Origin of the sequence: Brucella pseudogrignonensis (assembly GCF_031454375.1) — a bacterium.
Classification (GTDB): domain Bacteria; phylum Pseudomonadota; class Alphaproteobacteria; order Rhizobiales; family Rhizobiaceae; genus Brucella; species Brucella pseudogrignonensis_A.
Genome location: NZ_JAVDQT010000003.1, coordinates 192,462 through 218,267 on the forward strand (window position 1 = coordinate 192,462; position 25,806 = coordinate 218,267).

Consider the following 25,806-nt stretch of genomic DNA (forward strand, 5'->3'; position numbering starts at 1 on the left):
AAAGCGGCACGAGGAGAACGAAAATGCAGGCCAGAACAGAACGTCGCCTCGGCTTTGTAGCAGCGATTGCACTCACAGCATCAGCCTTTGCAATGCCAGCAGTATCGACCCAGATGGCACAGGATACCACTGCACCTGCTACGCTTCATGCATCAGTGGACAGCGTGAAATTGGAACTATCCCGCCTTGTCGCTTTTGCTGACAATGCTGCTAAGCCAGCTCACTACGAATAAATTCGTTGGCTATTAGCCGGGCGAAACGCCTCCAGTCAGTCCGGTAAAAACAAGAGCGCGTGCATTACGAAATGCACGCGCTCTTTTTGTTTGTGCCTATGGGCGAACCAATCATCCAACGATGATCGGCGCCTGTCCCTGAACACGATTATAAAGATCGATAATGTCCTGATTCATCAAGCGGATACAGCCCGACGACATCGACTGACCAATCGACCACCATTCTGGTGAGCCGTGAATGCGATAACCCGTGTCGCGCCCATTCTGGAAAATATAGAGCGCACGCGCACCCAGCGGATTCTGCGGTCCCGGCTCCTGACCGTTGCGATATTTTTCAAGATCAGGTCGGCGCTGGATCATTTCCGGCGGAGGCGTCCAGCGTGGCCATTGCTTCTTATACTGTACATTGGCGCGGCCCTGCCATTCAAAGCCTGCCTTGCCAATGCCAACGCCATAGCGCAGTGCTTCGCCGCCCGGCAGGACGTAATAGAGGAAATGATCCTTTGTGCTGACGACAATAGTTCCCGGTGCCTGCCCTGTCGGATCTGGCACGATCTGACGGCGAAATTCCTTCGGTACTTTCTGATACGGAATAGCGGGAAGCGCATATTGGCCTTCCTGCACCGCCGCATACATCACATCCGGCGTCGTGATGTTCTTATCGACGCTGATTTGCGGACGCATTGGCGTGATGCCTCCCGTCGACATCGGGTCCAGATTCATCTGAAACGCCGACATGTCCATGGTTTGCGAACAACCTGCAACGCCGCCCAGCATAGCGGCACCTGTGCCAAGCAGAAAATGGCGGCGGCTTAATTTCTCAGTCAACTTAGACATACAAATCGCCTAACTCAAAACAACTGGCAAAATGCCTTCTGATCATTTTGACAATTTGCGTCCTTATGGTTGAGGAAGCGTTAAATAGCTCGCGCAAACGTTAAGAAAAATGGTTACCGCGCCATAGATAAAACAAAGACCGGGATCACTCCCGGCCTTTCAAATTTCAACGAATGATGGATCAATAGTCTTTTTCGTAGAAGATACCGGCACTGGAATCGCCATCTGATCCAACTGCGCCCTTAATCTTCAGGTTTCGCGAAATATCGAGATTGACGGTGCCTTTCGTCGCCCCAGCGGCACCGGCTTCAACGCCGAGATAGATATTATCCCGAATATAGCGCCCTGCCTTCACACTGGTCTGGCCCTTACTGTCTGTTACGACATCAATGTCGTCCAGCCCCGTGCCCTGACGCAATTTGCTCATGAGCGAGTTGTTGGAGCCACCGGCAAGCTCCGCAGCAGCGGCTGCAAGCTGCGCGATCTGGAAGGCTGACAGTTCACCAATGGAGCGCTTAAAGATGAGCTGCGCAAGCACTTCGTCCTGTGGAAGTTCCGGCGAAGATGAGAAAACGATATTGAGATTATCGACAGTCCCCGTCACAGTCACAATTGCTGTGATATTGTCGCCTTCACTGCGGGCCACGAAATTGATCTGCGGGTTGAGATCGCCAACAAGCGTGACACTGCCTTCGTCAAAGGTAATACGCTGACCAAGGATGCTGATGCGACCACGGATCAGGTCAAACGAACCCACCGGTTGGATATTGGTGACAGGGCCGGTAAGGCGCACACGCCCGCCCAATTCCGTATCAAGACCACGACCACGCACAAAAATCTGGTTCGGCGCATTAACAAGAATATCCAGGCGCGGAACGGTTGGACGCGAGATTGGCGTAGGCACTTTGCCCCTGCGCGTTTCGACCTTGGCGCGTTCAAGCGTTGTCAGCACGTTCTTTGGCGTATTGATATGCTGCACCGGGACGTAAGTCGCGCCACCGCCCAGATTTTCCGGCACGGTGATTTCTGCGCGTTCGACATCAATACGACCAGCAATCAACGGATCGCGCATCAGCGGGCCGGTGATGGAAATGCCGCCATTGACGGTTGCTGCTACCAGTTTGCCATCGGCATAACGCGCATTATCGAGCTTGATGTCGATATTCGCGGGGAAGCTGGCAGCCGCATTGGTCGAGATCGTGCCAGTCGCGGAAACCGAACCGCCACCGCCCAAGGCTGCATTGACCTGACGAAGCGTGATGGTTTCACCCTCCATCGCGCCCATGACATTGATATTGTTCAGGCGCAGATTGGTTTCAGGATCAATGAACTGTGCACCCGACGTCGAGAACATGCCACGCAGCTGCGGCTTGTCGAAACCACCTGAAACGCTTGCGGTCAGCGACAGCGTCCCGCTTGCTTGTGAACCACGATCAGCAAGGAAGCGATTGGCGAGAGCCAGCGGAACACTGCCCGAAACATTCACACCAAGGCCCTGCCCCGAAAGCGGAACCTTGCCATTGGCAGTGACATTGAGACCCTGTGGTCCTTCAAGCGTCAGCGACGAAATATCGACAGTCTTTGCTGCGTAATTGCCAGCCGTCTGCAAGCTTATTGGCGCAAGGCCATTGTCGCGCAGAGGCTTTGCTGCAAGACCTGTTCCACGCAGATTAAACTGCGCTGCAGGGTTGGTCAGCGGGCCAGTCACCCGCGCAGTACCTGTCACGTTACCCGCCAGATCCTGACCTTTGACCGCGCCGTTCAATGCTGTCAGCGGCAGATTGGCGAGATTAACATCAACGGCCAGGTCGCCCTTGCCAAGCGGCACAGCCCCCTTGGCGCTCACATCAATGCCACCGCCACCAGTAACACGCGCATCGACATTGAGACGATTGTTATCCGAGGTGCCTTTGGCATCTGCATCAAGCGGTGCAATGCCCTGATTTTTCAGTTCAGCAGCGGTTACGCCACGCGCGGTGATATCAAATGCTGCGTTCGGATTATCTTTGGTGCCTGTAACGCGCGCCGTTCCGTTGAGCGTACCGCCAAGGCCAAGCTCGGGCTTAAACGTATTGGCGAGCGCCAGCGGCAAATTGGAGAGTACGACCGAAAGATCAAGCCTATCGCCAACTGCGCCATTGACCTTCACCTGTCCGTTGCCCGTATTGACGATAATGTCGCCAAAGGAAATGTTGCTTCCCTTCATGGCAATAGTAGCAGGCGCAGCAAGCGTTGCCGCAAGGTTTCCCTGCTTCACGTCGGCAGAAGCGAGTGCAAGTTCAAAACCACCATCTTTCGGCTCGAGTGAACCAGAAGCATTGGCAAGCGTACCAATCTTGAGTTTGGTACTGGCCGTAAAATCGGTCTTTGTGCCAGTTGCATTGGCTTTGGCGTCAAAATTATCGATGCCGAACGTACCAACCAAAATGTCGCGCGCACTTGCCGTACCATCGACAACCGGAACGCCGAACAGATCCTGAGCGGTCAGCGCAATATCAGCCGATGTAATATGATTGCCGTTGATTTTAAGGCCATTGGCCTTGGCATTGACTGTTGCGTTCTGACGTTCGCCGTTGGCATCAAGCGCAATATCGGCATTGGCAGAACCAGTCGCATCAGCAAGGAAGAGCGCTGCGGCAGTGGAAATATCTGGTGCATCAACCTTCAACTGGCCAGCCAACAAGCCTTTTGCATTCTGCGTAACATTGCCAGAAAGATGCGCACCGCCTGCATTGAACACCAAATCAGTCAGACGCTTCTCGTCATTGACGATGTCAATCAGCGTAGCAAGATCGATCTTCTGGCCATTGAGGAATGCGTTACCGGCAAGCTTGCCCGACAGCGAGGCACCCGTTGTGGCATTCCCATCAAGCAGCGCATTGAAATCAAGTGCGCCTTCTGTGAGCTTGCGATCCGCCAGCGTCCCCTGTGGCGCATCGGCACGCAATGCCAGCGCAATCAGCTTGTCATCACCACGCGCGCTGCCCTTGATCGTCATGCGGCCCGAAGCTTTGTCGGACAGGAGCTTGAGATCCGAAAGCATGACACCGAAATCAAAGTCCGCCTTGTCGGATGCAAAAGAGCCATTAGCAGTGATTTCGCTCAGCTCATTGCCAATGCGGAAATTACGCGCTGCGAAACCTTGCGCGCTGCGGGCAATGCCGCCGCTCAGCTTCACATCACCATCAAGGATATTATCGACGGCTTCCGTGCCGGTGCGCATATTCTGCGCATTGCCATCAAGATTGAGATCAAAAGCACCGCTGATCGGGCTGACCGTGCCCGATGCTTTCACATCAATGCTGCCTGCAAGATCGCGGTCAGCGAGCGCTGCATAAGGCGCAAGGCTTGCAACCTTGGCTGCAATATCGCCATTGAATGTGAAATCATCAATCTTGCCAGCGAGTTCAAGGCTCAAGCCATTGCCTTCGATTGCAGCTTTTGCAAGATCGACAGCAGTGCCGGAACGCCATCCGCCCGCAATCGCGAGATCAATTTTATCGCCCAGTGCCTCGGCAACTTTAGCATCGGTGGCATCAATTCCGCTGACACCGCCCTTCACATCAAAGGTCAAACGGCGGTTGGCCGCATCGTTCAGGTTTTCAGCGACGCCGCCCATATCGAGCGCAATGCTGGAAGCGGAAACTGTCGCGTTCTTGAACCCAGTTACAGCAAGCTTACCGGTCCAGTCATTGGTCGGCCGGTCGCCGTAAGCGATTTGCAGTGTGGCATTATTGATGGTTGTTTCACCACCCTTGACCGGCAAAAGCACTTCACTCTTGCTGTCATCCTGAATGGTTGCGTCCACGCGCAGCTTGTTCAGAAAGCCGTCATTGCCAGATTCAGCCGACGCTTTAACATTCAATGCAGCACTCTTGAGTGCCAGATCATCAAGACGGAAACCACCGCCATCTTTCAGCAGACCATTAGCGGAAAGCGCTGTTTCAGCACCAAAGAAATCGCGGAATGCGGGCGGCACCAGAACGGCGATAGGACCATTGATCTGCGTCGCAAACACCCGGCCATCAGCCTGACGCACCAGTGTAAAACCACCCGTCAACGTGCGACTGCCATTGGTATCAAGCGCCAAATCGATCTTAAGATCATCCAACGTGCCCTTGCCAGTCAGCGTCAGATCAACCGGCGGACGACCATCGATATTGAGCACATTGGCAATAATACCGTTAGCAGGCTCCATGACTTTCAGATCAAGATCGAGCTTCTGATCAGCATTGGCATAGGCGGCACGCAGCGCAAAATTGCCGCCCGGACCATCAAGACGTTTGATGTCAAATGCAGAAGTCAGCGATCCATCGGCAAGCGACAAATTACCATTCAGCGATACTTCCGATTGCAACCCGAAAATATCCGGGCCGAATTTGAGACGTGCCACATCGAGGCTATCGATATTGATCGACAGCGGCAGTTCCGGCAGGCTGAAACTCGACGATTCAGGCGATGGCAGCCCCGTATCCGGTAATGGCTTGCGGATAAAATCGATGCGCTCAGCAACAAGCGACTGTATGCTCAGACGACCGGTGAACAGTGCCGTACGGCTCCAGTTAAGCTTCGCATTCTCAATGCGCAGCCACACACCTTCACGGTCAGCAATGGTGATCTGGCCAACACTTGCCTCAGACGACAGAAGCCCGCTCAGACCAGAAAACTGGATACGTCGGTTTGGCGCGGAAAGTTTGCTTTCCACGAAGGAAATAAAATACGACTTTTCCTCTTCCTGCTGCTGCTCTTGGGCGACGGCAGGTACTGCGAAAAGGATGAAGGCGAGAAGTGCGAGAAATCTGGTCAAAACGCCTGTCCTATGCCCACGTAGAATGCATAGCTCGGATCGCCCGAGCGGCGGTTAAGTGGAAGAGCGACATCAAGACGGATCGGCCCAAGCCCCGTCAGGTAGCGCAGACCAAGGCCCGCGCCGACACGCATTTCTTCCGAAAAGTCAGGATAGGATTGTTCGCCGACATAGCCAGCATCGACAAAGCCAACAACGCCAATGGAATCAGTGACGCGTGTACGGACTTCGCCCGATGTTTCAACCAGTGAGCGCCCGCCAATTGTGTCTCCAGTCGATGTTTCGACACCGATGCTACGATAAGAATAGCCACGGATCGAGCCGCCGCCACCTGCAAGGAACAGTTGGTTCGGCGGAAGGTCAGCAATATCTGCGCCCACGACAGAGCCAAGCTTTACGCGACCTGCGAGAACAACGCGATCCGTTGCGCCAAAGCCGTAATAGGCGCGGCCTTCTGCTGTGAAGCGTGTCGCGAAGTTACCACGCTGGAATTCATAGAATGGCTGAATATTGCCTTCTGCGTAAAGGCCCGAAGTCGGATCAGGCTTGTTGTTGCGGCCGTCATAAAGAAGATTGCCTTCAAGCCCGCCAGTCGTGAACTCGCGCTTTCCGAAATAATCATCATCAAAGCGGCCATGGCTCGCTTTGGCATAAAGCGCACCGGACAGTTCATCGCTGAAGATTTGCGTGAAGCCAGTTTTCGCATTCACCGACGTTTCGGTATAGGCGTCAAGCACTTCACGCTTCGCATCAAGCGCTGCCACAAAGTCCGTATCCGGCGTATAAACGCCCGGCTTGGCAAAGCTCGTGCCAAGCGTATAGGTAAAATTTGTTGGGTCGAACGAATTATCCTGCGAGCCGCCAACACCGCTAACCTTAGCATCAAAACGCAGACGTTCGCCTCGGCCAAACAGGTTGCGATGCATCCAGTAGCCGGTGACACCGAACCCATCGAGCGTCGAATATTCGGCACCAAAACCAAAGCGACGCGGCTTGCGCTCTTGCACATTAAGGGTCATCGGCAAGCTGCCATCCGGCTCGATCTTGTCCGCTTCCTCAAAGTTCATCGCACGGAAAACTTCCATGCGGCCAAGGCGTTTCTTGGCGTCTTCGATATCTTTGGGGCTGTATTGCTCACCTTGTTTAAGGCCGGTCATCCAGGCCACAAATTGCGGGTCCATACGCGCGGTGCCAACGACGCTGACCGGACCATAAAATGCCTTTCGACCCGGATCGAGCGAAACATCAGCGGCAACCGTGTCGCCATCATGGTTGGCAACAATGTCTTCGCCGGTGATTTTCGCTTTCGCATAACCTTGCTGTCGCCATGCCTCAACCGCCAGTCGCTCAGCCTTCAGGATCGTGGTTGATCGGGCAACCTCACCCGGCGCAAAGCCAGCTTCTTCCGGCGTTTGAATTTTATTGCGTTTATCCGCATATGGCGGCGCGATATTTGAAATCGCCGTGCGGGAGAACAAGAACTGCGGACCCGGATCAACGGAAATATCAATCTTGGCATTGTTCGGAATGTCGGTGTCGGCGGGAATATCCGCTGCCTCACGTCCATTGACCTTAATGGAAATCGTGCCACCGTAACGGCCATCAACGTAAAGAGCGGCCAGAATACGACGATAATCACCGCGTGCTTTTGCCAAAAGGCCAGCTGAACCGGATGCAGGCGTTTCTTCATCTGAGACGAGACCAGACGCACCATCAATTACAGATTTCAGATCAGCATCGCTACCGTCAGCATTTTTTCGGGTGCCGGAAGTAGTGACTTCTACGGTGTAGCTTTTGGGATCAATAATATCGGGATCAGTTTCTTTCTTCTGACCCCAGAGGTGAATCCCAAAAATCTCGAACGCCAAAGCAGGCGAAACCGTCATGGAAGCAAATTGCACCGCCAAAGCGAGTACAATCAAACTTCTTCCCTGTATCGTCCTGTTACGCCTAGTCATACACAATACTGTCCGGTTGCAATTTCACGACCGCTTGGGCAGCGCCTCGTCCTCCCCCAAAATCCCAGGACGATTCAGGGATTAACATAGTGCGGTAGGAAGACCAAGCTTCAACCCAGTGCGTTTTGACATTTCAGACCCGGATGTAGTGCTTTGCGAGCAATGACTAGCTTTAACAAAAGCCTTCACAGCGAACCCAAATAGCAATCCAAGCCCTAAAGTCAAATATGCCCTATTTTGAATAGATTGAGTCAATGGAGCGTTAATAAGCCGACAAGATTGCTGTAAAATTATTCGCAATATGAATGCGGCCCACCAGAGGGAGGGACTCTGGCAGGCCGCGGCTCAGGTCATGATTGTGCGGGGAGGATATGACCTGAAGACAGAAAACATTTCTCAGAAACGTTAGAACGTAAGACTCGTCTCGCTTTCTCCTTGCTATTCATGTTCGTAATTATGCGGTTGCATCTAAGCGGAATGGCCAAACACAAGCCGATCAGTCCGCATTTAATCAGGCGACCTCATGGGCCTCACACCTCCACCAATAGGAGGAACTGCTGACGGCCCGGTATCACGATAGGGATCATATCCCGGTGCGGGGCCCCGTGCCGGATCCGGTTGATAAGGATCATAACCGGGGCGCGCGGTTGGGCGCCGTCTAATCTCCACACCATCGCCGATAGTAACTCTAGCGCCACGCGACATTGGATAGTTTGGCGCAGGCGCATAACGACTAAAGCTTAAAAAGCGAGACGATACCCAACCTCTATAGAAGCTAGTACGGACTTGACACCAACTGCCGCGACATGGGCCAGCATCAACTCCCATACCCGCCGGTAGCGACGCTAGTCGCCCATAGTTACTTCCGGGGCCAGTTCTTAAATTCACGTTCGCATTTACCGTTGCAGGTGCTGCAAAGACGGTACTTGGCACCAGGAATAGAGATGTCAAAACTAACGCGCCGAAAAATCTATTACTCGTCAAAAAATCAAATAAATACATTAACATTTCTCCAAATACGCAATTTAAAATATACGATTTAAGAAGTTAATAAGCGTATCTCTATACCAAATATCCTAAAAATGCAAATACACATCAAAATCGTGCTTAATAATGGTAATTAATACATCGTACTATGTACGTTTTATATCAGATAATTTTACTTATTAACATTTTTAACAAATTTAAATTAAATTTACTTCTAAATTTATTCATCAGTATATCAAAATAAAAGCGCCCTGGAGGGAACCAGGGCGCCACGCAACTTTTAAGGGGGAGAGGGAGGAAAAAAGCCGCGCAACCGGGCCGTCAGACCTGGTTTCAGGCGATCAGAAGGCCAACCAGAACCAGCCTTCTGAAATTCAATTATGGCAGATTACGTGCATCATCCGGTGTCATATACATCGGCATCATATTGGTATCGAGGTGATGCATGACCCAGATGGAGCCTGCAAGCACGATAGCCAGAATGATGACCGTGAAAATGAGTGCCAGAATGTTCCAGCCATTTTCCGACTTTGGATCAAGGTGCAGGAAGTAAACCAGATGCACCACAATCTGAACAGCAGCCATACCGATAACAATCGCTGCGGTCGTTGCTGGTGTGAAGTAACCATTCATCGCCAGCATAAACGGAACGATGGTGAGAACAATCGCGAGAGCCAGACCAATCAGGTAGGACTTCAGGCTGCCATGTGCGGCTTGATCGTGTGTTTCGTGTCCAGAGCTCATCACAATACACCCAGCAGATAGACAAGGGTAAAGACGCCAATCCAGATGATGTCCAGGAAGTGCCAGAAGAGGCTCAAGCACATCACGCGCGTCCGGTTCTTTTCAGTCAGGCCATCACGCAGAAGCTGGGCGGAGAGCACCAGAATCCAGATCAGACCCGAAGTAATATGCAGACCGTGCGTTCCGACCAGCGCGAAGAAGGCGGAAAGGAATGCACTGCGGCTTGGTCCTGCGCCTTCAACGATCAGGTGATGGAACTCATAGATTTCCATAACAAGAAACGCTGCGCCGAGCAGGAACGTCACGCCCAGCCACAACAAAACGCCTGCGCGGTTGTTGCGGTACATCGACAACGTGGCCAGACCATAGGTCAGCGACGATGCCAGCAGGATCATGGTTTCTGTCAGAACGAACGACAGGTCGAACAGCTCACGGCCGGTCGGGCCGCCCGCAAACTGATGCGCCAGAACGGCATAGGTTGCAAAAAGGCCCGAGAAGAGAACGCAGTCGCTCATCAGGTAGATCCAGAAGCCGACCAGTGTGGTCGACCCTGCATCATGATGATCTTCGTGAGCCGGATGCTCGTTGCCACCTGTGAAGGGAGCAGATTTATAACCAATAGCGCTCATGGATCATGCCTCCTGAGCATTCAGTTGCCGAGTGCGTGCATCTTCGACACGCTGCACTTCTTCGGCCGAGACATAATAGTCTCTGTCATTGTTGAACGAGTGAGCGATAGCGACAGCAAGTACACCGAGCGATGCCGCAATTGCCAGCCACCAGATATGCCATATCAGAGCAAAACCAAGTGGAATGGTGAGGATACCGATAATGAAGCCGGTACCAGTGTTGCGCGGCATGTGAATGCGGGCAAACTTTTCTGTACGACGAACATAACCGTTCTGCTTCATATCCCACCAGCTATCCGGATCACGGACATGTGGAACTTCTGCAAAGTTGTAGAATGGTGGAGGCGAAGACAGCGACCATTCCAGCGTACGGCCATTGCCCCATGAGTCACCATTGAGGTCGCGCAGCTTTTCGCGATCACGGATCGAAATCATGATCTGGAGAACCTGGAAGACGATACCGCAGAGGATAATCGCAACACCGATGGCAGCAACGATCAGATAGATGTGCCATGCTGGATTTTCAGTGTGGTTCAGACGGCGGGTCATACCCATCAGGCCGAGCACGTAGAGCGGCATGAACGCAAGGATGAAACCAACGAGCCAGCACCAGAATGCCTTGCGGCCAAGTCCTTCATGCAGCTTGAAGCCGAATGCTTTTGGCCACCAGTAGATGAGACCGGCAAAGCAACCAAACAGCACGCCCGAGATGATCACGTTATGGAAGTGAGCAATCAGGAACACCGAGTTGTGCAGTACGAAATCTGCAGGCGGAACAGCAAGCAGAACGCCCGTCATACCACCGACAACGAAGGTGCACATGAAACCGATGGTCCAGTACATTGGCGTCGTGAACTGGATGCGGCCCTTATACATGGTGAACAGCCAGTTGAAGACCTTGGCCCCCGTCGGGATCGAGATGATCATGGTTGCAACACCAAAGAAGGCGTTAACGCTTGCACCGCCACCCATGGTGAAGAAGTGGTGCACCCAGACGAGGAACGACAGAACGGTAATCGCAACAGTTGCGTAAACCATCGACGTGTAACCAAAGAGACGCTTGCCGGTGAAAGTCGAGACGACTTCAGAGAACACACCGAACGCAGGCAGAACCAGAATATAGACTTCCGGGTGACCCCAGATCCAGATCAGGTTCACATACATCATCGGATTGCCACCACTGTCATTGGTGAAGAAGTGGAAATCCAAATAACGGTCAAGTGAAAGCAGAGCGAGGGTCACGGTCAGGATCGGGAACGCAGCCACGATCAGAACGTTCGAGCAAAGTGCGGTCCATGTGAAGACAGGAACCTGCATCATGCCCATGCCCGGCGCACGCATCTTGATGATGGTGGTAATCAGGTTAACGCCCGAAAGAAGCGTACCCATACCGGAAATCTGCAAAGCCCAGATATAATAATCAACGCCGACATCCGGACTGAACTCAATGCCCGACAGTGGCGGATAAGCCAGCCAACCGGTCTTGGCGAATTCACCGATACCCAGCGACAAGTTGATCAGGACAGCGCCGGAAACGGTCAACCAGAAGCTCAACGAGTTGAGGTATGGAAAGGCCACGTCGCGCGCACCGATCTGAAGCGGAACTGCAAAGTTCATAAGACCGACGATGAAAGGCATCGCCACGAAGAAGATCATGATCACGCCATGCGCCGTGAAAACCTGATCGTAGTGATGTGGCGGCAGGAAGCCTTCATTCGCACCAGAGGCAATCGCCTGCTGAGCGCGCATCATTACAGCATCCGAGAAGCCGCGGAACAGCATCACGAAAGCCAGAATAATGTACATAATGCCGATGCGCTTATGATCGACCGACGTAAGCCAGTCGTTCCAGAGCGGACCCCATTTTTTATAGTAGGTAATGGCTGCGAGAATAGCGAGCGCCCCACCAGCCACCGCGGTCAGTGTGACCATGATGATAGGCTCGTGATAGGGTATCGCTTCGAGCGTAAGTTTTCCGAACATTTCTATTCTTACTTCGATTGGAGTGCGATAAGCAGTTCAAGCCCCGGGGATTACATCCGGGGCTAAAACCGCATCGGCATATCAGTTTTCAAGCTGCGTCATACGCTGCGGCTGAGTGAGGCACAGAATGTCATTTGCCCACTGGCTGAAATCGACGGGCGACGACTTGCGCAGGTCAGCGCGCGCTTCACGCACCATCTGTTCCTGATGCATCTGATCATCGATACAGACGGACTTTCCATCCCAGCAACGATTGACGATGTTATGAAACAACGCCTTGTCGTTATAGGCAAAGTGCTGAACAGGTGCCTTTTCACTTGGTTGAACCAGCGAAGCATAACGCTCACGCGACAGTTCCTGACCCGAAGCTTTGGCATCGGCAATCCACTTATCAAAGTCAGCCTGGTTCAGCGAATGCGCCTTGAAGCGCATCTGAGCAAAACCCTGACCGCTATAGTTAGCGGAAATACCGTCAAACACGCCTTCATGATTTGCAATCAGGTGAAGCTTGGTCTGCATGCTTGGCATGGAATAGACTTGGCTACCGAGCGCAGGAATGAAGAACGAGTTCATAATGCTGCTGGATGTCAGCTTGAAGTTAACAGGAACATCAACTGGCATCGCCATTTCATTGACCGACGCAACACCCAGATCAGGATAAATGAACAGCCACTTCCAGTCGAGCGCAACAACTTCAACGTTGATCGGCTTCGCATCAGACACCAGCGGACGATACGGATCAAGCTTATGCGTTGTGATCCACGTCACCGTGCCAAGCACGACGATGATGACCACAGGGATCAACCAAACCGCAGCTTCGATCTTGTTTGAATGGTGCCAATCAGGCAGATATTCTGCCTTCTCATTGGTCGCGCGGTACTTCCAAGCGAAGTAAAGCGTCATACCAATGACCGGGATCACGACGAGCAGCATAAGGCCCGTCGCAAAGAAAATAAGATCGCGCTCTGCCACACCGACCTCTCCTTTCGGAGAGAGCAGGACCTGGTTCTCGCAGCCGGCGAGGAACGCCGTGAGGGCCAAGACGGCGAACGAAACGATCGTCCGGGGGGTGCCGTGTTTCATTTGTCTTTCCATCCTGCACGCAAAGCGTCAGCTCTGGTGCATGCGTCATTTTCTAGATTTCGGTAAATTCTGAAAATTTCAAAAGTACCGATATAACGAATAATCCCGTTTGTCACGCGCCAGACCAAAAATGTATTGGATCGAAATGTCGCGGCTGCATGGGTTTGAAGAGTCATAATCGACCCATTCGGAATCATATTGGACAAGCCAATTGCGATTGGCGGTTCTCTACAAGTTCAAATCAAAATTTTCAAGACGATATTCAGCGGTAAACTGGCTGTGATTAATGACAATTGGGAAATTTGTTAAGAAGAATACATCAAGTCTAATGAATGCCATCCATGCTTATTTCGTATTTTGCAAATTAATCATATTAAAACACAAGACATACAATACCATATATATATCGATACAACAAATATTTCTATGGAATCCATCGAAAATTGGACTCAGAACGATTCCAGTCTGCGTTGAGATACTGTAGTTTCAACTTGCAGGAACTAGAGCGCGTTTCGATCTGATTAAATCAGATCGGCGCTCTAATCATTTGTTTGAACGCACATCCTGGTCCAAAAACCGGTTCCCACTTTTCGGGATGTGCTCTAAACCAACGGGACATGCATGATTTTTGGTAATTGGCCAATCGAAGAAACTGAGGGAGCAGTACTTGGCTATGCAATTGCCGCAGGGACTCACAATTTTCGGAAAGGCACGCTGCTCACGTCAGATCATGTTGCGGTTCTGAAACATCATGGCCTCACGCATATTTTCGCAGCTCGTCTCGAAAAAGATGACGTTAGCGAGAATGACGCGGCGCTTGCAGTTGGGAAATTACTGATTTCAGCAAATCTCCAGGCAGGCCCGCCCATTGCAGGACGCGTCAATCTTTTCGCCCGTCATGCCGGTCTGTTCCATGCCAATGCCAGCGACATTGATGCAATCAATCTGCTCGATCCTCGCATTTCAATTGCAACAGTACGCAACGATTGCCGCGTTGATCGCGGTCAGATGGTAGCAACCGTCAAAATCATCCCGTTTGCCATTCCTAAAGCCTTGATTGAAAAGCTAGAGGCAAATCAAAGCAAAGCGATTGACGTCAGGCCATTCCGCGCCACGCGGATCGGTCTCATACAATCCCGGCTGCCGTCGATACGTGAAACGATATTCGAAAAAACCAAAAATCTGATTTCCAGTCGCGTTGAGCGAAATCAGGGTTCTGTGTCCATGGAGCATCGTGTCGCCCATGAACACTCAGCATTATCTTCTTCCATCACTGAGGTGGCTAGGGATTGCGATATCATCGTGATTTTCAGTGCATCATCAATTGCTGATGAGGCAGACATCGTTCCACGCGCAATCATCAATTGCGGGGGGGAAATCCTGCGAATGGGCGTTCCGGTTGATCCCGGCAATCTTCTTGTGCTGGCAAAGCTAGGCGAAAAATATATTGTCGTAGCACCCGGATCAGCGAGAAGCGCACGCGAGAATAGTCTCGACTGGATACTGGATCGGCTGATGGCAGGAATGCAACTCAGCGCTGACGATCTGGGAAGAATGGGCGTCGGCGGGCTTGTTCTATAGAACTGGCTTAGCAGTTGTAGTCGAACACGAGAATCCCATCGATCCCGCCCTCTGCGAGTTCAACAAGCTTTCCACCGACCACCACATGATCAGGATGCGGAAGATACGCATCTCGCGCCGCTTCATCCGTGAAGTCGACGACGAAACCGTGCTGGAAACCTTTTTCCAATGCTTCAGGGCTGGTATTCGCACCAACGCTGACCGCTAAAATGCCATCAATCTTTTCACGCAATGCAACAACCTGATCGAGTGCTGTATCGATTTCCGCGGCTGGAACATCAGACCTGAATTTAACAAGAACGATATGGCGCAGCATTGATTACCTCCTCACAGAATGCCGCCAGACATTAGAGCCTATTCGGGAAACCGAGAAGAGATTTTCGATGCATCACCTGCAAATGATGAAAGACTGAAATAACAGCCGTCGAAGATCAGCAAAACGAGTGCATTTTTAAAACGAAAAAGGCCGGGCTGAACCCGACCTTCCGCTTCCATTCTGATTTTGCGCCAGTACATCCGTGGACACATTATCGAATGAATTCCCGATACATGAGCAGATTTAGCATCTGTCCATTTCAGGTTTATGACACTTCCCGGTAAAATCCCGGTCGTTCAAGCTGCCATCGGCGTTTCAATCGGCGCGGGATTATTATATTCCCAAACTTCGATCAAACACTGCCGCATCAGATCGAGATCAACCGGACCAATCCGGCTCAATACGAGATCCAATTCGTCCGGCTCGACGCCACGATTGAGAAGCTCGACTATTGCTTCGATCAAAACTTTTTTGTCGTCAAATCTATAGCGCTGCATCAAACCTGCTCCGCCAGATGTTCCTTTTTGATACAGTCAGACTACACCAGCATGGTTAACCGAAGCTTACCGTTTTACAAATGCTGTAGATAAAGCGAGACCCTACAATTTCAGAAACACCTGCACATGGAAACAAAAAAACATATTACTAAAATATACCATTATAAAAAACGGCATTAAATTAAGTAATAATTCGCATAAATTACTCTTGTTACGAATAATTACAATAATAAATTATGAAATGAATTAATTTTAGACTATTCTATTATATCAATAAAAAAACGCCGATAAAAATACCGGCGTTTTTTATTCTTAATTTACAACCGCGATATTCTGATAAATTCAGAATATGCGATCATTGCAAAATTATCAGTCAAGACCGACGATCTTGCCGTCTTCCCATTTAAACACGTCGAAGCTTGGCGACGAAAGATCGCCCGTTTCGCCATAGGTCAGCTTGCCAATAACAGTTTCGATTGGCTGACCATCGCGAAGAACCTTAGCAACAGCTGCGGTATCTTCAGTTGTACCGGCGCGTTCAATGCCATCGGCAAGAACCTGAACAGCGGCGTATGCATTCATCGTGAATGCTTCAACCGGAATGTTCTTTGCAGTCAGTGCATCGACGGCTTCCTTGGAAGCTGGGTTCTTGGTTGCATCAACAGCGTTTGTGAAGAGTGTGCCTTCAGCATTCTTCTGGCCAATTGCCCAGAATTCGGTGTTGGAAAGACCTTCACCGCCGAGAATCAGCGCATTCAGACCTGCATCATGAAGCTGGCGCGCCAGAAGACCGCCTTCACCATGATAGCCGCCGAAGTAAACGACTTCAGTGCCAGCAGCCTTCAGTTTGGATACGAGCGCGCTGAAATCCTTGTCGCCCGGCGTAACGGAATCATACTGAACTTCCGTGATGCCGTCTTTGTTGATTGCAGCCTTGAAGGAATCTGCCAGACCCTTGCCGTATGCGCCCTTATCGTGGACGATCGCGACTTTCTTGTCCTTAAGATTCTTCAGGAAGTAAGCAGCCATTACGTCTGCCTGCTGGTCGTCGCGGCCGCAGGTGCGGAACACGGTTTCCAGACCGCGAGAGGTCAGGTCAGGGCCAGTTGCCGTTGGCGTAACCATGAGAACGCCGTTTTCAGCGAAAACATCGGATACAGGAATTGCAACGCCGGTGGTAACAGGACCAACGACAAACTTGATGCCTTCGCCGACCAGCTGGTTAGCAGCTGAAACGCCCTGCTTTGGTTCGCCCGCATCATCAGCAAATTTCAGAACGATCTTTTCGCCCTTGATGCCGCCATTTGCGTTGATAACTTCAACAGCGGTTTCCGCACCCTTCTTGACCTGATCGCCATAAGCAGCAACCGGACCTGTGAGCGGTGCAACAACACCAACGGTGATGTCCGCATAAGCAGCGCCGCCAAAACCAAGAGTAGCGGCAAAAGCTACGCTGGAAAGAAGCTTGAGGTTCATTCTTTTTCTCCTTTGCGAGGTCTCGTTTTCCCGATGACCCCAAACAACCCATGCCGGTCAAATCGCAGCGTCTTTGCGCCACCAGTTTGCCGGGCCCTCCCTTTTATTTCAATCATACGATTTTAAAGGGTCAATCCAAAAGCGCGCCACACCACCCGTTAAGGCACCTGAGCCATAATATTATCCGAAATTGCTCTCGCGCTTTCGGAATCATGCTCCGGAATGAGAGCGAGCTTTCATGATGTAATAAGAATGCATTTCCGGCTTGCGATTGCAAGCGTTCAACTGCCTGCAACTACAACAGAAATACCCCCACCATAATCGGCGGGATTTATTCCCGTTCATAATCATCCTGGTTCTTTTGAACCGGTCATCAGAACATGCGAAAACGCCCCACATCGCAGTACACGAAAGGCAGGCTTAACAGGAGACTGAACCTAAGCGAGATCAACAAGATCGCGATAAAGTTCCAATGCTTCCGGATTTGCCAATGCTTCGCGGTTTTTCACCTCGCGCCCATGCACAATATCACGCACCGCAAGTTCAACAATCTTGCCTGACTTGGTGCGCGGAATATCACTGACAGCAACGATTTTCGCAGGCACATGGCGCGGTGTCGCGCCAGTGCGGATTTTGGTTTTGATACGCGCTTTCAGATCGTCATCGAGCGAGACGCGCTCAGCAAGCCGAACAAACAGCACGACCCGCACATCATTGTCCCAATCCTGCCCGATGCAGAGCGCTTCTGCGACTTCTGCCATCTGTTCGACCTGATTGTAGATTTCCGCGGTACCTATGCGCACGCCACCCGGATTAAGTGTCGCATCTGAACGACCGTGAATCACAATACCATCATGTTCGGTCCATTCAGCGAAATCGCCATGGCACCAGATATTGTCAAAGCGCTCAAAATAGGCAGCCTGATATTTGGCGCCTTCGGGATCGTTCCAGAACTCCAGAGGCATACAGGGAAAAGCCTTCGTGCAGACCAGCTCGCCTTTCTCACGGCGCACCGGCTTACCATCGTCGTCCCAGACATCGACCGCCATACCAAGACCAGCGCCCTGAATTTCGCCCTGCCAGACAGCTTCGGTTGGAACACCTAGCACGAAGCAGGAGACAATATCAGTGCCACCGGAAATGGAGGCCAAATGCACATCCGGCTTGATCGCTTCATAGACGAAAGCAAAACCTTCCGGCGACAGCGGCGAACCAGTCGATGAAACCGTACGCAAAGCAGACATATCATGGGTTTCGCGCGGTTTAAGCCCAGCTTTCAGCACCGCATCAATGAATTTTGCAGACGTGCCGAAATAGGTCATTTTTTCTGCTGCCGCATAGTCAAACAGCACATTGCCATCGGGATAGAATGGTGAACCATCATAAAGCAGAAGCGTTGCGCCAGACGCTATGCCGGATGCCAGCCAGTTCCACATCATCCAGCCACAAGTGGTGAAATAGAATAAGCGATCGCCATCGCGAATATCGGCATGCAGACGATGTTCTTTGAGGTGTTGCAACAGCACACCACCAGCCCGGTGAACAATGCATTTCGGAATGCCGGTCGTGCCCGACGAAAACAGAATATAGAGCGGATGATCGAATGACAGGCGTGTGAACGCGACGTCCTTCGCAGCAAATGGTGCGAGGGCTGCATCAAGCGCAATGCCATTTCTAGCTTTCGCTGCAACAGTCTCAGCTTCACCCAGATAGGTCACGATAACTGTGCGCTTGCTGCTAGGAAGTTTCGCCGTCACTTCGGCAATCTTCTCGCTCACATCAATGCGCTTGCCATTGTACCAATAGCCGTCACAGGCGAAAAACAGTTTTGGCTCGATTTGACCAAACCGATCCAGAACGCCCTGTGAACCGAAATCTGGCGAGCACGAAGACCACACCGCACCGATAGACGAAGCTGCCAGCATCAGCGCAATTGCTTCGGGCATATTGGGCATCATGCCTGCAATACGGTCGCCGGGTTTGACGCCTTCCGCCAACATGAACTGCTGGAGTTTTGAGACCAGCGCGTGCAGATCATCCCATGTCAGACGGCGCTCGACCTTGTCTTCGCCGCGAAAGATGATTGCTTCGCCCTCACCCTTATGGCGAAGAAGATTTTCTGCGAAATTAAGCTTTGCGTCCGGGAAAAATTTTGCCTCGCGCATGTGGCCACTATCGATCAACGCCGTATCACCGCGCTCACCAATCACATCACAGAAATCCCAGATCAACGTCCAGAATGCAGCGCGATCCTCAATCGACCAGCGATGCAGCGCCTGATAATCGGAAAGCTTCCGCCCTGCGCGCTCCTCTGCCTGCACGCGAAAATGTTCAAGCCCGCTCGCTACAATGCGATTTGCACCAGGTTGCCACAGCGGACGATCATTGACGGAAACATTCTTATTCATCATTCCTCCCAGAATTATGTGAGCTGAGATGTTCTCCCGACCAGCTCCATAGAAGTCTCTAAAAGAGACTCGACGTGGCGTCTATGCTTTTCCTGATCTTAATCAGTTGCACGCAATTCAACACCCGTTAATATCAGCACCTATGCGGATAACGGGCTGGGTCATCAAACTGATAATCATCGGTTTGCAAATTACGACAATAACACCTTCACAGGCAGCGAATACCCCCTGTAGCGGCAGCAAGGGAGGCATATCGCATTGCCGTGGCGATATTTTCATCTGCAATGATGGTTCAGTCAGCGGCAGCAAAAAATCCTGCCAGGCTTTTATGGGCTCAAGTAAGGGTGCAGTCGGTTTGATCAGTCCCGCTCAATCGAATATGCAATCCTCATCCAACAACGAATGCTCATGCCGCGACGGCCTGATATGCACCGGTCCACGCGGTGGAAAATATTGCATCGATGATCGAGGCAAGAAAAGCTATTTACGACGCTGAATTAATTGGAAATTTGGTGGAGCCAAGCGGGATCGAACCGCTGACCTCTTGCATGCCATGCAAGCGCTCTCCCAGCTGAGCTATGGCCCCATCAGACCTCTTGCGAGGTGGGCCAGACAGAAATTTCTGTCCGGTGTGGCGGCTTCTTAAATGGCGTTTGAGAGAAGATCAAGAGCTAAATCGCAACTCTTATCGCATCGGCCAAAAATAATTTGCCGAATATCTATCCGCCGTTTGCGGTGCCGTAAAAAGCAACGAGGCGGCTCAATGAGCCGCCTCGTTTCAATCTATCTCGAGAACAGAAGATTAAACTTCTTCGTCATCATCACCGACGCCGCCGCCGAGAATGCCCGAAACGTCGTCGTCTTCATCTTCTTCTTCTTCGAGGAAGGTGTCGTCGTCGTCATCACCAAGATCGACATCATCGTCGAGGTCCGGCAAATCTTCGCCACCCTTAGCTTCATCGTCCGCATCCTCAAGAGAAACGAATTCTGGCTTTTCGAGAGCGGTATCGACTTCTTCCGCTTCTTCTTCCTGCTCAGCCGCACGGCTTTCCGCTACGCTCGCTTCGAAATACGACCGTGGGTAGGAAATGCCGCTGTAAGGCGAAACAATCGGATCGCGATTGAGATCGTAAAATTTCTTGCCCGTTTCCGGATCAATGCGCTTGGTTCCAAGTTCAGCTTTTGACACGTTTAGCCTCGTGAGTTGATTTCCCCGTCGCGCCTGCGACGCTTGCATGCATTAAGCTCGCCATCAAACTCCTAACCGTCAATCAGTCGGGAGATGCGCCTTACGGTGTTGTTTGGTGCATAAACGTAATTTGCGGCTTTTGTCAAAGCCAAAGACTCATTCTGCGCGTTTACAACACCTGAAAATATGCATTGGCGGATGACCAAGCCTTGTTCCTGTGTTAGGAAGCTGCCGCTTTGATTAATCCAGCGTGAATAACGCCAAAATGAGACAGTGAAGAATCCATGTCCCATTCCGCTACCCCGAAACCTGCAACCGCCCGCCGCTCGGAGGCTTTAAAGGGCGAAATCCGCATTCCGGGTGACAAATCCATATCGCATCGTTCCTTCATGTTCGGTGGTCTTGCTGCGGGTGAAACCCGCATCACAGGCCTGCTTGAAGGTGAAGACGTTATCAACACAGGCCGCGCTATGCAGGCCATGGGTGCCAAGATTCGCAAGGACGGCGATATCTGGATCATCAATGGTGTCGGCAATGGCTGTCTTTTGCAGCCGGAAGCGCCACTTGATTTCGGCAATGCCGGAACCGGTGCCCGTCTCACCATGGGCCTTGTCGGCACATACGACATGACCACAACCTTTATCGGTGATGCATCACTGACCTCGCGTCCGATGGGCCGTGTTCTCAATCCGCTGCGCGAGATGGGTGTTCAGGTGAAGGCTGCCGAAGGCGACCGCCTGCCGCTCACGCTCACTGGTCCAAAGACGGCGAACCCGATCAGCTATCGCGTGCCAATGGCATCCGCGCAGGTGAAGTCGGCAGTGCTACTTGCTGGCCTCAATACGCCGGGCGTTACAACGGTCATCGAACCAGTCATGACCCGTGATCACACCGAAAAAATGCTTCAGGGCTTTGGTGCCGATCTCACGGTTGAAACCGATAAGGACGGCGTGCGCCATATCCGTATCGTCGGACAGGGCAAACTGACCGGCCAGACCATCGACGTACCGGGCGATCCGTCCTCAACCGCCTTCCCGCTTGTTGCGGCACTGCTGGTTGAAGGTTCAGACGTTACCATTCTTAATGTCCTGATGAACCCTACCCGCACCGGACTTATTCTCACATTGCAGGAAATGGGCGCAGACATTGAAATCATCAATCCGCGTCTTGCTGGTGGTGAAGATGTTGCCGATCTGCGTGTGAAATCATCGAAGCTCAAGGGCGTTGTCGTTCCACCAGAACGCGCACCATCGATGATCGATGAATATCCGGTTCTGGCGATTGCAGCCTCCTTTGCGGAAGGCGAAACCGTCATGGACGGTCTTGATGAGCTGCGCGTCAAAGAATCAGATCGTCTTGCAGCAGTTGCGCGCGGCCTTGAAGCCAATGGCGTTGATTGCACCGAAGGCGAAATGTCGCTTACGGTTCGCGGTCGTCCTGACGGCAAAGGTCTTGGCGGCGGCACCGTTGCCACACATCTCGATCACCGGATTGCGATGAGCTTCCTTGTCATGGGGCTGGCCGCTGAAAAGCCAGTCACCGTTGATGACAGCACGATGATCGCCACTTCGTTCCCGGAATTCATGACAATGATGCCCGGCCTTGGTGCAAAAATCGAAGTCAGCGAGAAGCAATGACAAGTTTCGTCGTAGCCATCGACGGACCAGCAGCCTCGGGCAAGGGAACCCTTGCCCGGCGCATTGCCATTCATTACGGCATGCCACACCTTGATACCGGCCTGACCTATCGCGCAGTGGCGAAAGCGCTGCTCGATAAGGCGCTCCCGCTTGATGATGAGGCGATTGCGGCGGATGTGGCGCTCAATCTCAATCTGCATGATATGGATAAGGCCGTGCTTTCGGCCCACGCCATTGGCGAAGCGGCATCAAAAGTGGCGGTCATGCCTGCCGTGCGCCGCGCTCTTGTTGAAGCACAGCGCAGTTTTGGCAATGCATTGCCTTCAAGTGTGCTTGATGGTCGAGACATTGGAACGGTGGTCTGCCCGCAGGCGCAGATAAAGCTCTTTGTAACTGCATCGCCAGAAGTCCGCGCCCAGCGTCGCTTTGACGAGATTATTGCCAAAGGCGGCACAGCTGATTTTGATGAGATTTTAGCCGATCTCAAAAAGCGCGACGAGCGCGACATGAACCGCACGGATTCGCCCCTTAAGCCTGCGGAAGACGCGCACTTGCTAGATACGAGCAAAATGAGTATAGAAGCGGCATTTCTGGCCGCGAAAAAGCTGATTGATCATGCTCTTGCGCAGCACAAGGCATAATATCGGGACAGTTTTACAACTTTCTGATAGAATAATGCCTCTGAAACGCTGAATAATCCGGGTTTTGTTCCTATATAGGGCTCACCCAAACTTATAACCTGACTTCGCGTTCCACGCGCCGGTTGTCTCTTAAGAGACGGAGCCGAAGGACAGGCCTAACGCAACTCTAACCCCCGGCGCCGCATCCGATGTTGTTTTATACCGGATGCATCAGGAGTATTTATGTCTGAATTCAATCCCTCCCTCGCAGACTTCGAATCGCTGCTGGCTGAATCCTTTGCCAACAATGACCTTGCAGAAGGTTATGTTGTAAAGGGTCGCATCGTTGCCATCGAAAAAGACATGGCAATCATCGATGCCGGCCTCAAGGTCGAAGGTCGCGTACCGCTGAAGGAATTCGGCGCGAAGGGCAAAGACGGCTCGATGAAGCCGGGCGACGAAGTTGAAGTTTACGTTGAGCGTATCGAAAACGCACTCGGCGAAGCTGTTCTGTCGCGCGAAAAAGCACGTCGTGAAGAAAGCTGGGGCAAGCTCGAGCAGAAGTTCGCAAACAGCGAACGCGTCGACGGCGTCATCTTCAATCAGGTTAAGGGTGGCTTCACCGTTGATCTGGACGGCGCAGTTGCGTTCCTTCCACGTTCGCAGGTGGACATTCGTCCAATCCGCGACGTTACCCCACTTATGCACGTCCCACAGCCTTTCGAAATCCTCAAGATGGACAAGCGTCGCGGCAACATCGTTGTTTCGCGTCGTACCGTTCTTGAAGAAAGCCGTGCGGAACAGCGTTCGGAAATCGTTCAGAACCTTGAAGAAGGTCAGGTTGTTGACGGCGTTGTCAAGAACATCACCGATTACGGTGCGTTCGTTGACCTCGGCGGCATTGACGGCCTCCTGCACGTTACCGACATGGCATGGCGCCGCGTCAACCATCCTTCGGAAATCCTCACAATTGGCCAGTCGGTCAAGGTGCAGATCATCCGTATCAACCAGGATACACATCGTATCTCGCTCGGCATGAAGCAGCTCGAGAACGATCCTTGGGATGGCATTGGTGCGAAGTACCCGATCGGCAAAAAGATCACCGGTACTGTAACCAACATCACCGATTACGGCGCATTTGTCGAAATCGAGCCAGGTATCGAAGGTCTGATCCACGTTTCAGAAATGTCGTGGACCAAGAAGAACGTACACCCAGGCAAGATCCTGTCGACCACTCAGGAAGTCGAAGTTGTTGTGCTCGAAGTTGATCCGGTTAAGCGCCGTATCTCCCTCGGTCTCAAGCAGACTCTCGACAACCCATGGACGACCTTTGCTGACAAGTACCCACAGGGCACAATCGTTGAAGGCGAAGTCAAGAACAAGACCGAATTCGGTCTGTTCATTGGTCTCGACGGCGACGTTGACGGCATGGTTCACCTTTCCGATCTCGACTGGAACCGTCCAGGCGAACAGGTCATCGAAGAATACAACAAGGGCGAAGTTGTTAAGGCCGTTGTTCTCGACGTTGACATCGAAAAGGAACGCATCTCGCTCGGCATCAAGCAGCTTTCCGGCGACAAGGTCGGCGAAGCAGCAGCTTCGGGTGATCTGCGCAAGAACGCCGTTGTAACCTGTGAAGTCACAGCTGTTACCGATGGTGGCCTTGAAGTCCGTCTCGTTGACCACGATCTCGAAAGCTTCATCAAGCGTTCGGATCTGTCGCGTGATCGTGACGAACAGCGTCCAGAACGCTTCACCGTTGGCCAGAAAGTTGACGCTCGCGTCATCGCCTTCGACAAGAAGACCCGCAAGCTGCAGGTCTCCATCAAGGCTCTGGAAATCGCTGAAGAAAAGGAAGCAGTCGCTCAGTACGGCTCGACCGATTCCGGTGCATCGCTCGGCGACATTCTCGCTGCCGCAATGAAGAAGTCGGAAAACAACTAAGTTTTCGGCACTTCAATAAATACGAGAAAGCCCGCCAAATGGCGGGCTTTTTCTTTGGTCAAAAAATTCTTAAACGCTGGATATATGACGATGCACTTTTGCCGCTTTTGGCAATTCGGGTATCTTTCCCGCTCTGATGCGCTTCACCCGTGCATTCATCCAATACCTGACAATATGCCGATAAATCTGTCCACGCAGCCAGCCGAATTTCTGCTGATGCAGCGTATAAAAGTCATCAGGTGTGTCGAACAACCCAAGATCAGTGTTAATTCCGGTGCGTTGTATGTAGGTGTCTTCACCGATCCAATCGACCTGCGGAGCAGACAAGCAATCTGTTCCCGCACCATATCCACACAGGCTTTCACCATCGCGCCCGAACCTGTTTTGCAGTGCGCGCAAAAAAGGGCGATCCAGAATGAAGCCTTCCAGATTGATCCAGCGCCCGTCGTGCCAGATTTCGATCCAGCTATGTAAAATGCTCTCAGGTGCAAGGGCGTAGGCCAGTTCAGGCACGACACCGCGTTGGAGATCCTTATGGATCGTGAAACCATGCAAGCGGCAAGGAACACCAAGCCCACGCAGCAAGGCCATCAACAGAGTGCCTTTGGTGTTGCACTGGCCATAGCCATCGGCCAGCACGGCAGATGCCGTAATATTATCGCTGCTGTTATATCCGAACTTGATCTCATCACGCACAAAGTCGTATGCCGCACCAATCCTCTCAAAGCTATTGAGATCAAACCAGGCTTTTGAAGTCATCAGTTCCTGAAGTGTCGCCGAGCTGAAGTCGAGAAGCGCCGTTTCTTTGAGGTAATTGCGATCCATTTCAACATTCCTGTTACGAATTTAAAGCGTCGTAACATCTCTAGTGACTAGA

Annotated in this window: 19 protein-coding genes and 1 tRNA gene; 5 read left to right on the top strand and 15 right to left on the bottom strand. The window is 52.0% G+C overall.

Going from position 1 to position 25,806, the window contains the following annotated elements; translation table 11 throughout:
- Window positions 1–23 precede the first annotated feature (23 nt).
- Entirely contained in the window at window positions 24–233 is a 210-nt protein-coding gene (locus J2782_RS11765; protein ID WP_310012689.1) for a hypothetical protein, read from the top strand.
- Between the two features lie 111 nt (window positions 234–344).
- On the opposite strand, the gene J2782_RS11770 is transcribed toward J2782_RS11765, so the two are convergent.
- From J2782_RS11770 to cyoA, 8 genes are all read right to left on the bottom strand, one after another.
- A complete protein-coding gene (locus J2782_RS11770; RefSeq protein WP_310012691.1) occupies window positions 345–1,070 on the bottom strand; it encodes a L,D-transpeptidase in 726 nt (241 codons plus the stop codon).
- A 181-nt stretch (window positions 1,071–1,251) separates the two neighbouring features.
- Window positions 1,252–5,877 carry a translocation/assembly module TamB domain-containing protein gene (locus J2782_RS11775; protein WP_310012693.1) on the bottom strand — a complete coding sequence of 1,542 codons (4,626 nt, stop codon included), beginning with the start codon at window positions 5,875–5,877 and terminating at the stop codon, window positions 1,252–1,254.
- Entirely contained in the window at window positions 5,874–7,835 is a 1,962-nt protein-coding gene (locus J2782_RS11780) for an autotransporter assembly complex protein TamA (RefSeq protein WP_310012694.1), read from the bottom strand. Before J2782_RS11780 ends, J2782_RS11775 begins: the two co-directional genes overlap by 4 nt.
- A 507-nt stretch (window positions 7,836–8,342) precedes the next feature.
- Entirely contained in the window at window positions 8,343–8,843 is a 501-nt protein-coding gene (locus tag J2782_RS22850) for an SH3 domain-containing protein (RefSeq protein ID WP_404989628.1), read from the bottom strand.
- 357 nt (window positions 8,844–9,200) lie between these two features.
- Entirely contained in the window at window positions 9,201–9,566 is a 366-nt protein-coding gene (cyoD, locus tag J2782_RS11785) for a cytochrome o ubiquinol oxidase subunit IV (protein WP_310012700.1), read from the bottom strand.
- Window positions 9,566–10,195, bottom strand: a complete 630-nt coding sequence (gene cyoC, locus J2782_RS11790; protein ID WP_310012702.1) for a cytochrome o ubiquinol oxidase subunit III — start codon at window positions 10,193–10,195, stop codon at window positions 9,566–9,568. Before cyoC ends, cyoD begins: the two co-directional genes overlap by 1 nt.
- Window positions 10,196–10,198: 3 nt before the next feature.
- Window positions 10,199–12,178, bottom strand: coding sequence for a cytochrome o ubiquinol oxidase subunit I (cyoB, locus tag J2782_RS11795; RefSeq protein WP_310012705.1), 1,980 nt, complete (start codon window positions 12,176–12,178; stop codon window positions 10,199–10,201).
- A gap of 81 nt (window positions 12,179–12,259) precedes the next feature.
- Complete coding sequence (gene cyoA, locus J2782_RS11800; RefSeq protein ID WP_310012707.1) at window positions 12,260–13,261, bottom strand: ubiquinol oxidase subunit II; 1,002 nt, start codon at window positions 13,259–13,261, stop codon at window positions 12,260–12,262.
- A gap of 621 nt (window positions 13,262–13,882) precedes the next feature.
- On the opposite strand from cyoA, the gene J2782_RS11805 reads away from it, so the two are divergent.
- Window positions 13,883–14,842, top strand: a complete 960-nt coding sequence (locus J2782_RS11805; RefSeq protein WP_310012711.1) for a molybdopterin-binding protein — start codon at window positions 13,883–13,885, stop codon at window positions 14,840–14,842.
- Between the two features lie 7 nt (window positions 14,843–14,849).
- On the opposite strand, the gene J2782_RS11810 is transcribed toward J2782_RS11805, so the two are convergent.
- The 6 genes from J2782_RS11810 to J2782_RS11835 all read right to left on the bottom strand — a co-directional run bounded on the left by J2782_RS11810 (window position 14,850) and on the right by J2782_RS11835 (window position 20,728).
- On the bottom strand, window positions 14,850–15,158 hold the full coding sequence (locus J2782_RS11810; protein WP_310012713.1) for a Dabb family protein: 309 nt from the start codon (window positions 15,156–15,158) through the stop codon (window positions 14,850–14,852).
- Between the two features lie 296 nt (window positions 15,159–15,454).
- Window positions 15,455–15,655 (bottom strand): hypothetical protein, encoded by a 201-nt coding sequence (locus J2782_RS11815; protein ID WP_310012714.1) that lies wholly within the window; start codon window positions 15,653–15,655, stop codon window positions 15,455–15,457.
- Window positions 15,656–16,024: 369 nt separating this feature from the next.
- Window positions 16,025–17,131 carry an ABC transporter substrate-binding protein gene (locus J2782_RS11820; RefSeq protein WP_310012717.1) on the bottom strand — a complete coding sequence of 369 codons (1,107 nt, stop codon included), beginning with the start codon at window positions 17,129–17,131 and terminating at the stop codon, window positions 16,025–16,027.
- Window positions 17,132–17,568: 437 nt separating this feature from the next.
- Entirely contained in the window at window positions 17,569–19,542 is a 1,974-nt protein-coding gene (locus tag J2782_RS11825) for an acetoacetate--CoA ligase (protein ID WP_310012720.1), read from the bottom strand.
- 507 nt (window positions 19,543–20,049) lie between these two features.
- Window positions 20,050–20,125, bottom strand: a tRNA-Ala gene (locus J2782_RS11830).
- Between the two features lie 216 nt (window positions 20,126–20,341).
- Complete coding sequence (locus tag J2782_RS11835) at window positions 20,342–20,728, bottom strand: TIGR02300 family protein (RefSeq protein ID WP_250039299.1); 387 nt, start codon at window positions 20,726–20,728, stop codon at window positions 20,342–20,344.
- Window positions 20,729–21,012: 284 nt separating this feature from the next.
- Here J2782_RS11835 and aroA point away from each other — a divergent pair, with 284 nt between their 5' ends.
- The 3 genes from aroA to rpsA all read left to right on the top strand — a co-directional run bounded on the left by aroA (window position 21,013) and on the right by rpsA (window position 24,929).
- Window positions 21,013–22,365 (top strand): 3-phosphoshikimate 1-carboxyvinyltransferase, encoded by a 1,353-nt coding sequence (gene aroA / locus J2782_RS11840; RefSeq protein WP_310012724.1) that lies wholly within the window; start codon window positions 21,013–21,015, stop codon window positions 22,363–22,365.
- Window positions 22,362–23,006, top strand: coding sequence for a (d)CMP kinase (cmk, locus tag J2782_RS11845; protein ID WP_310012725.1), 645 nt, complete (start codon window positions 22,362–22,364; stop codon window positions 23,004–23,006). The genes aroA and cmk overlap by 4 nt, the downstream gene beginning before the upstream one ends.
- A 222-nt stretch (window positions 23,007–23,228) precedes the next feature.
- On the top strand, window positions 23,229–24,929 hold the full coding sequence (gene rpsA, locus J2782_RS11850) for a 30S ribosomal protein S1 (RefSeq protein WP_250039303.1): 1,701 nt from the start codon (window positions 23,229–23,231) through the stop codon (window positions 24,927–24,929).
- 69 nt (window positions 24,930–24,998) lie between these two features.
- Here rpsA and J2782_RS11855 read toward each other — a convergent pair whose 3' ends face one another.
- Window positions 24,999–25,754, bottom strand: a complete 756-nt coding sequence (locus J2782_RS11855; protein ID WP_310012731.1) for a transglutaminase-like domain-containing protein — start codon at window positions 25,752–25,754, stop codon at window positions 24,999–25,001.
- Between the last annotated feature and the right edge of the window lie 52 nt (window positions 25,755–25,806).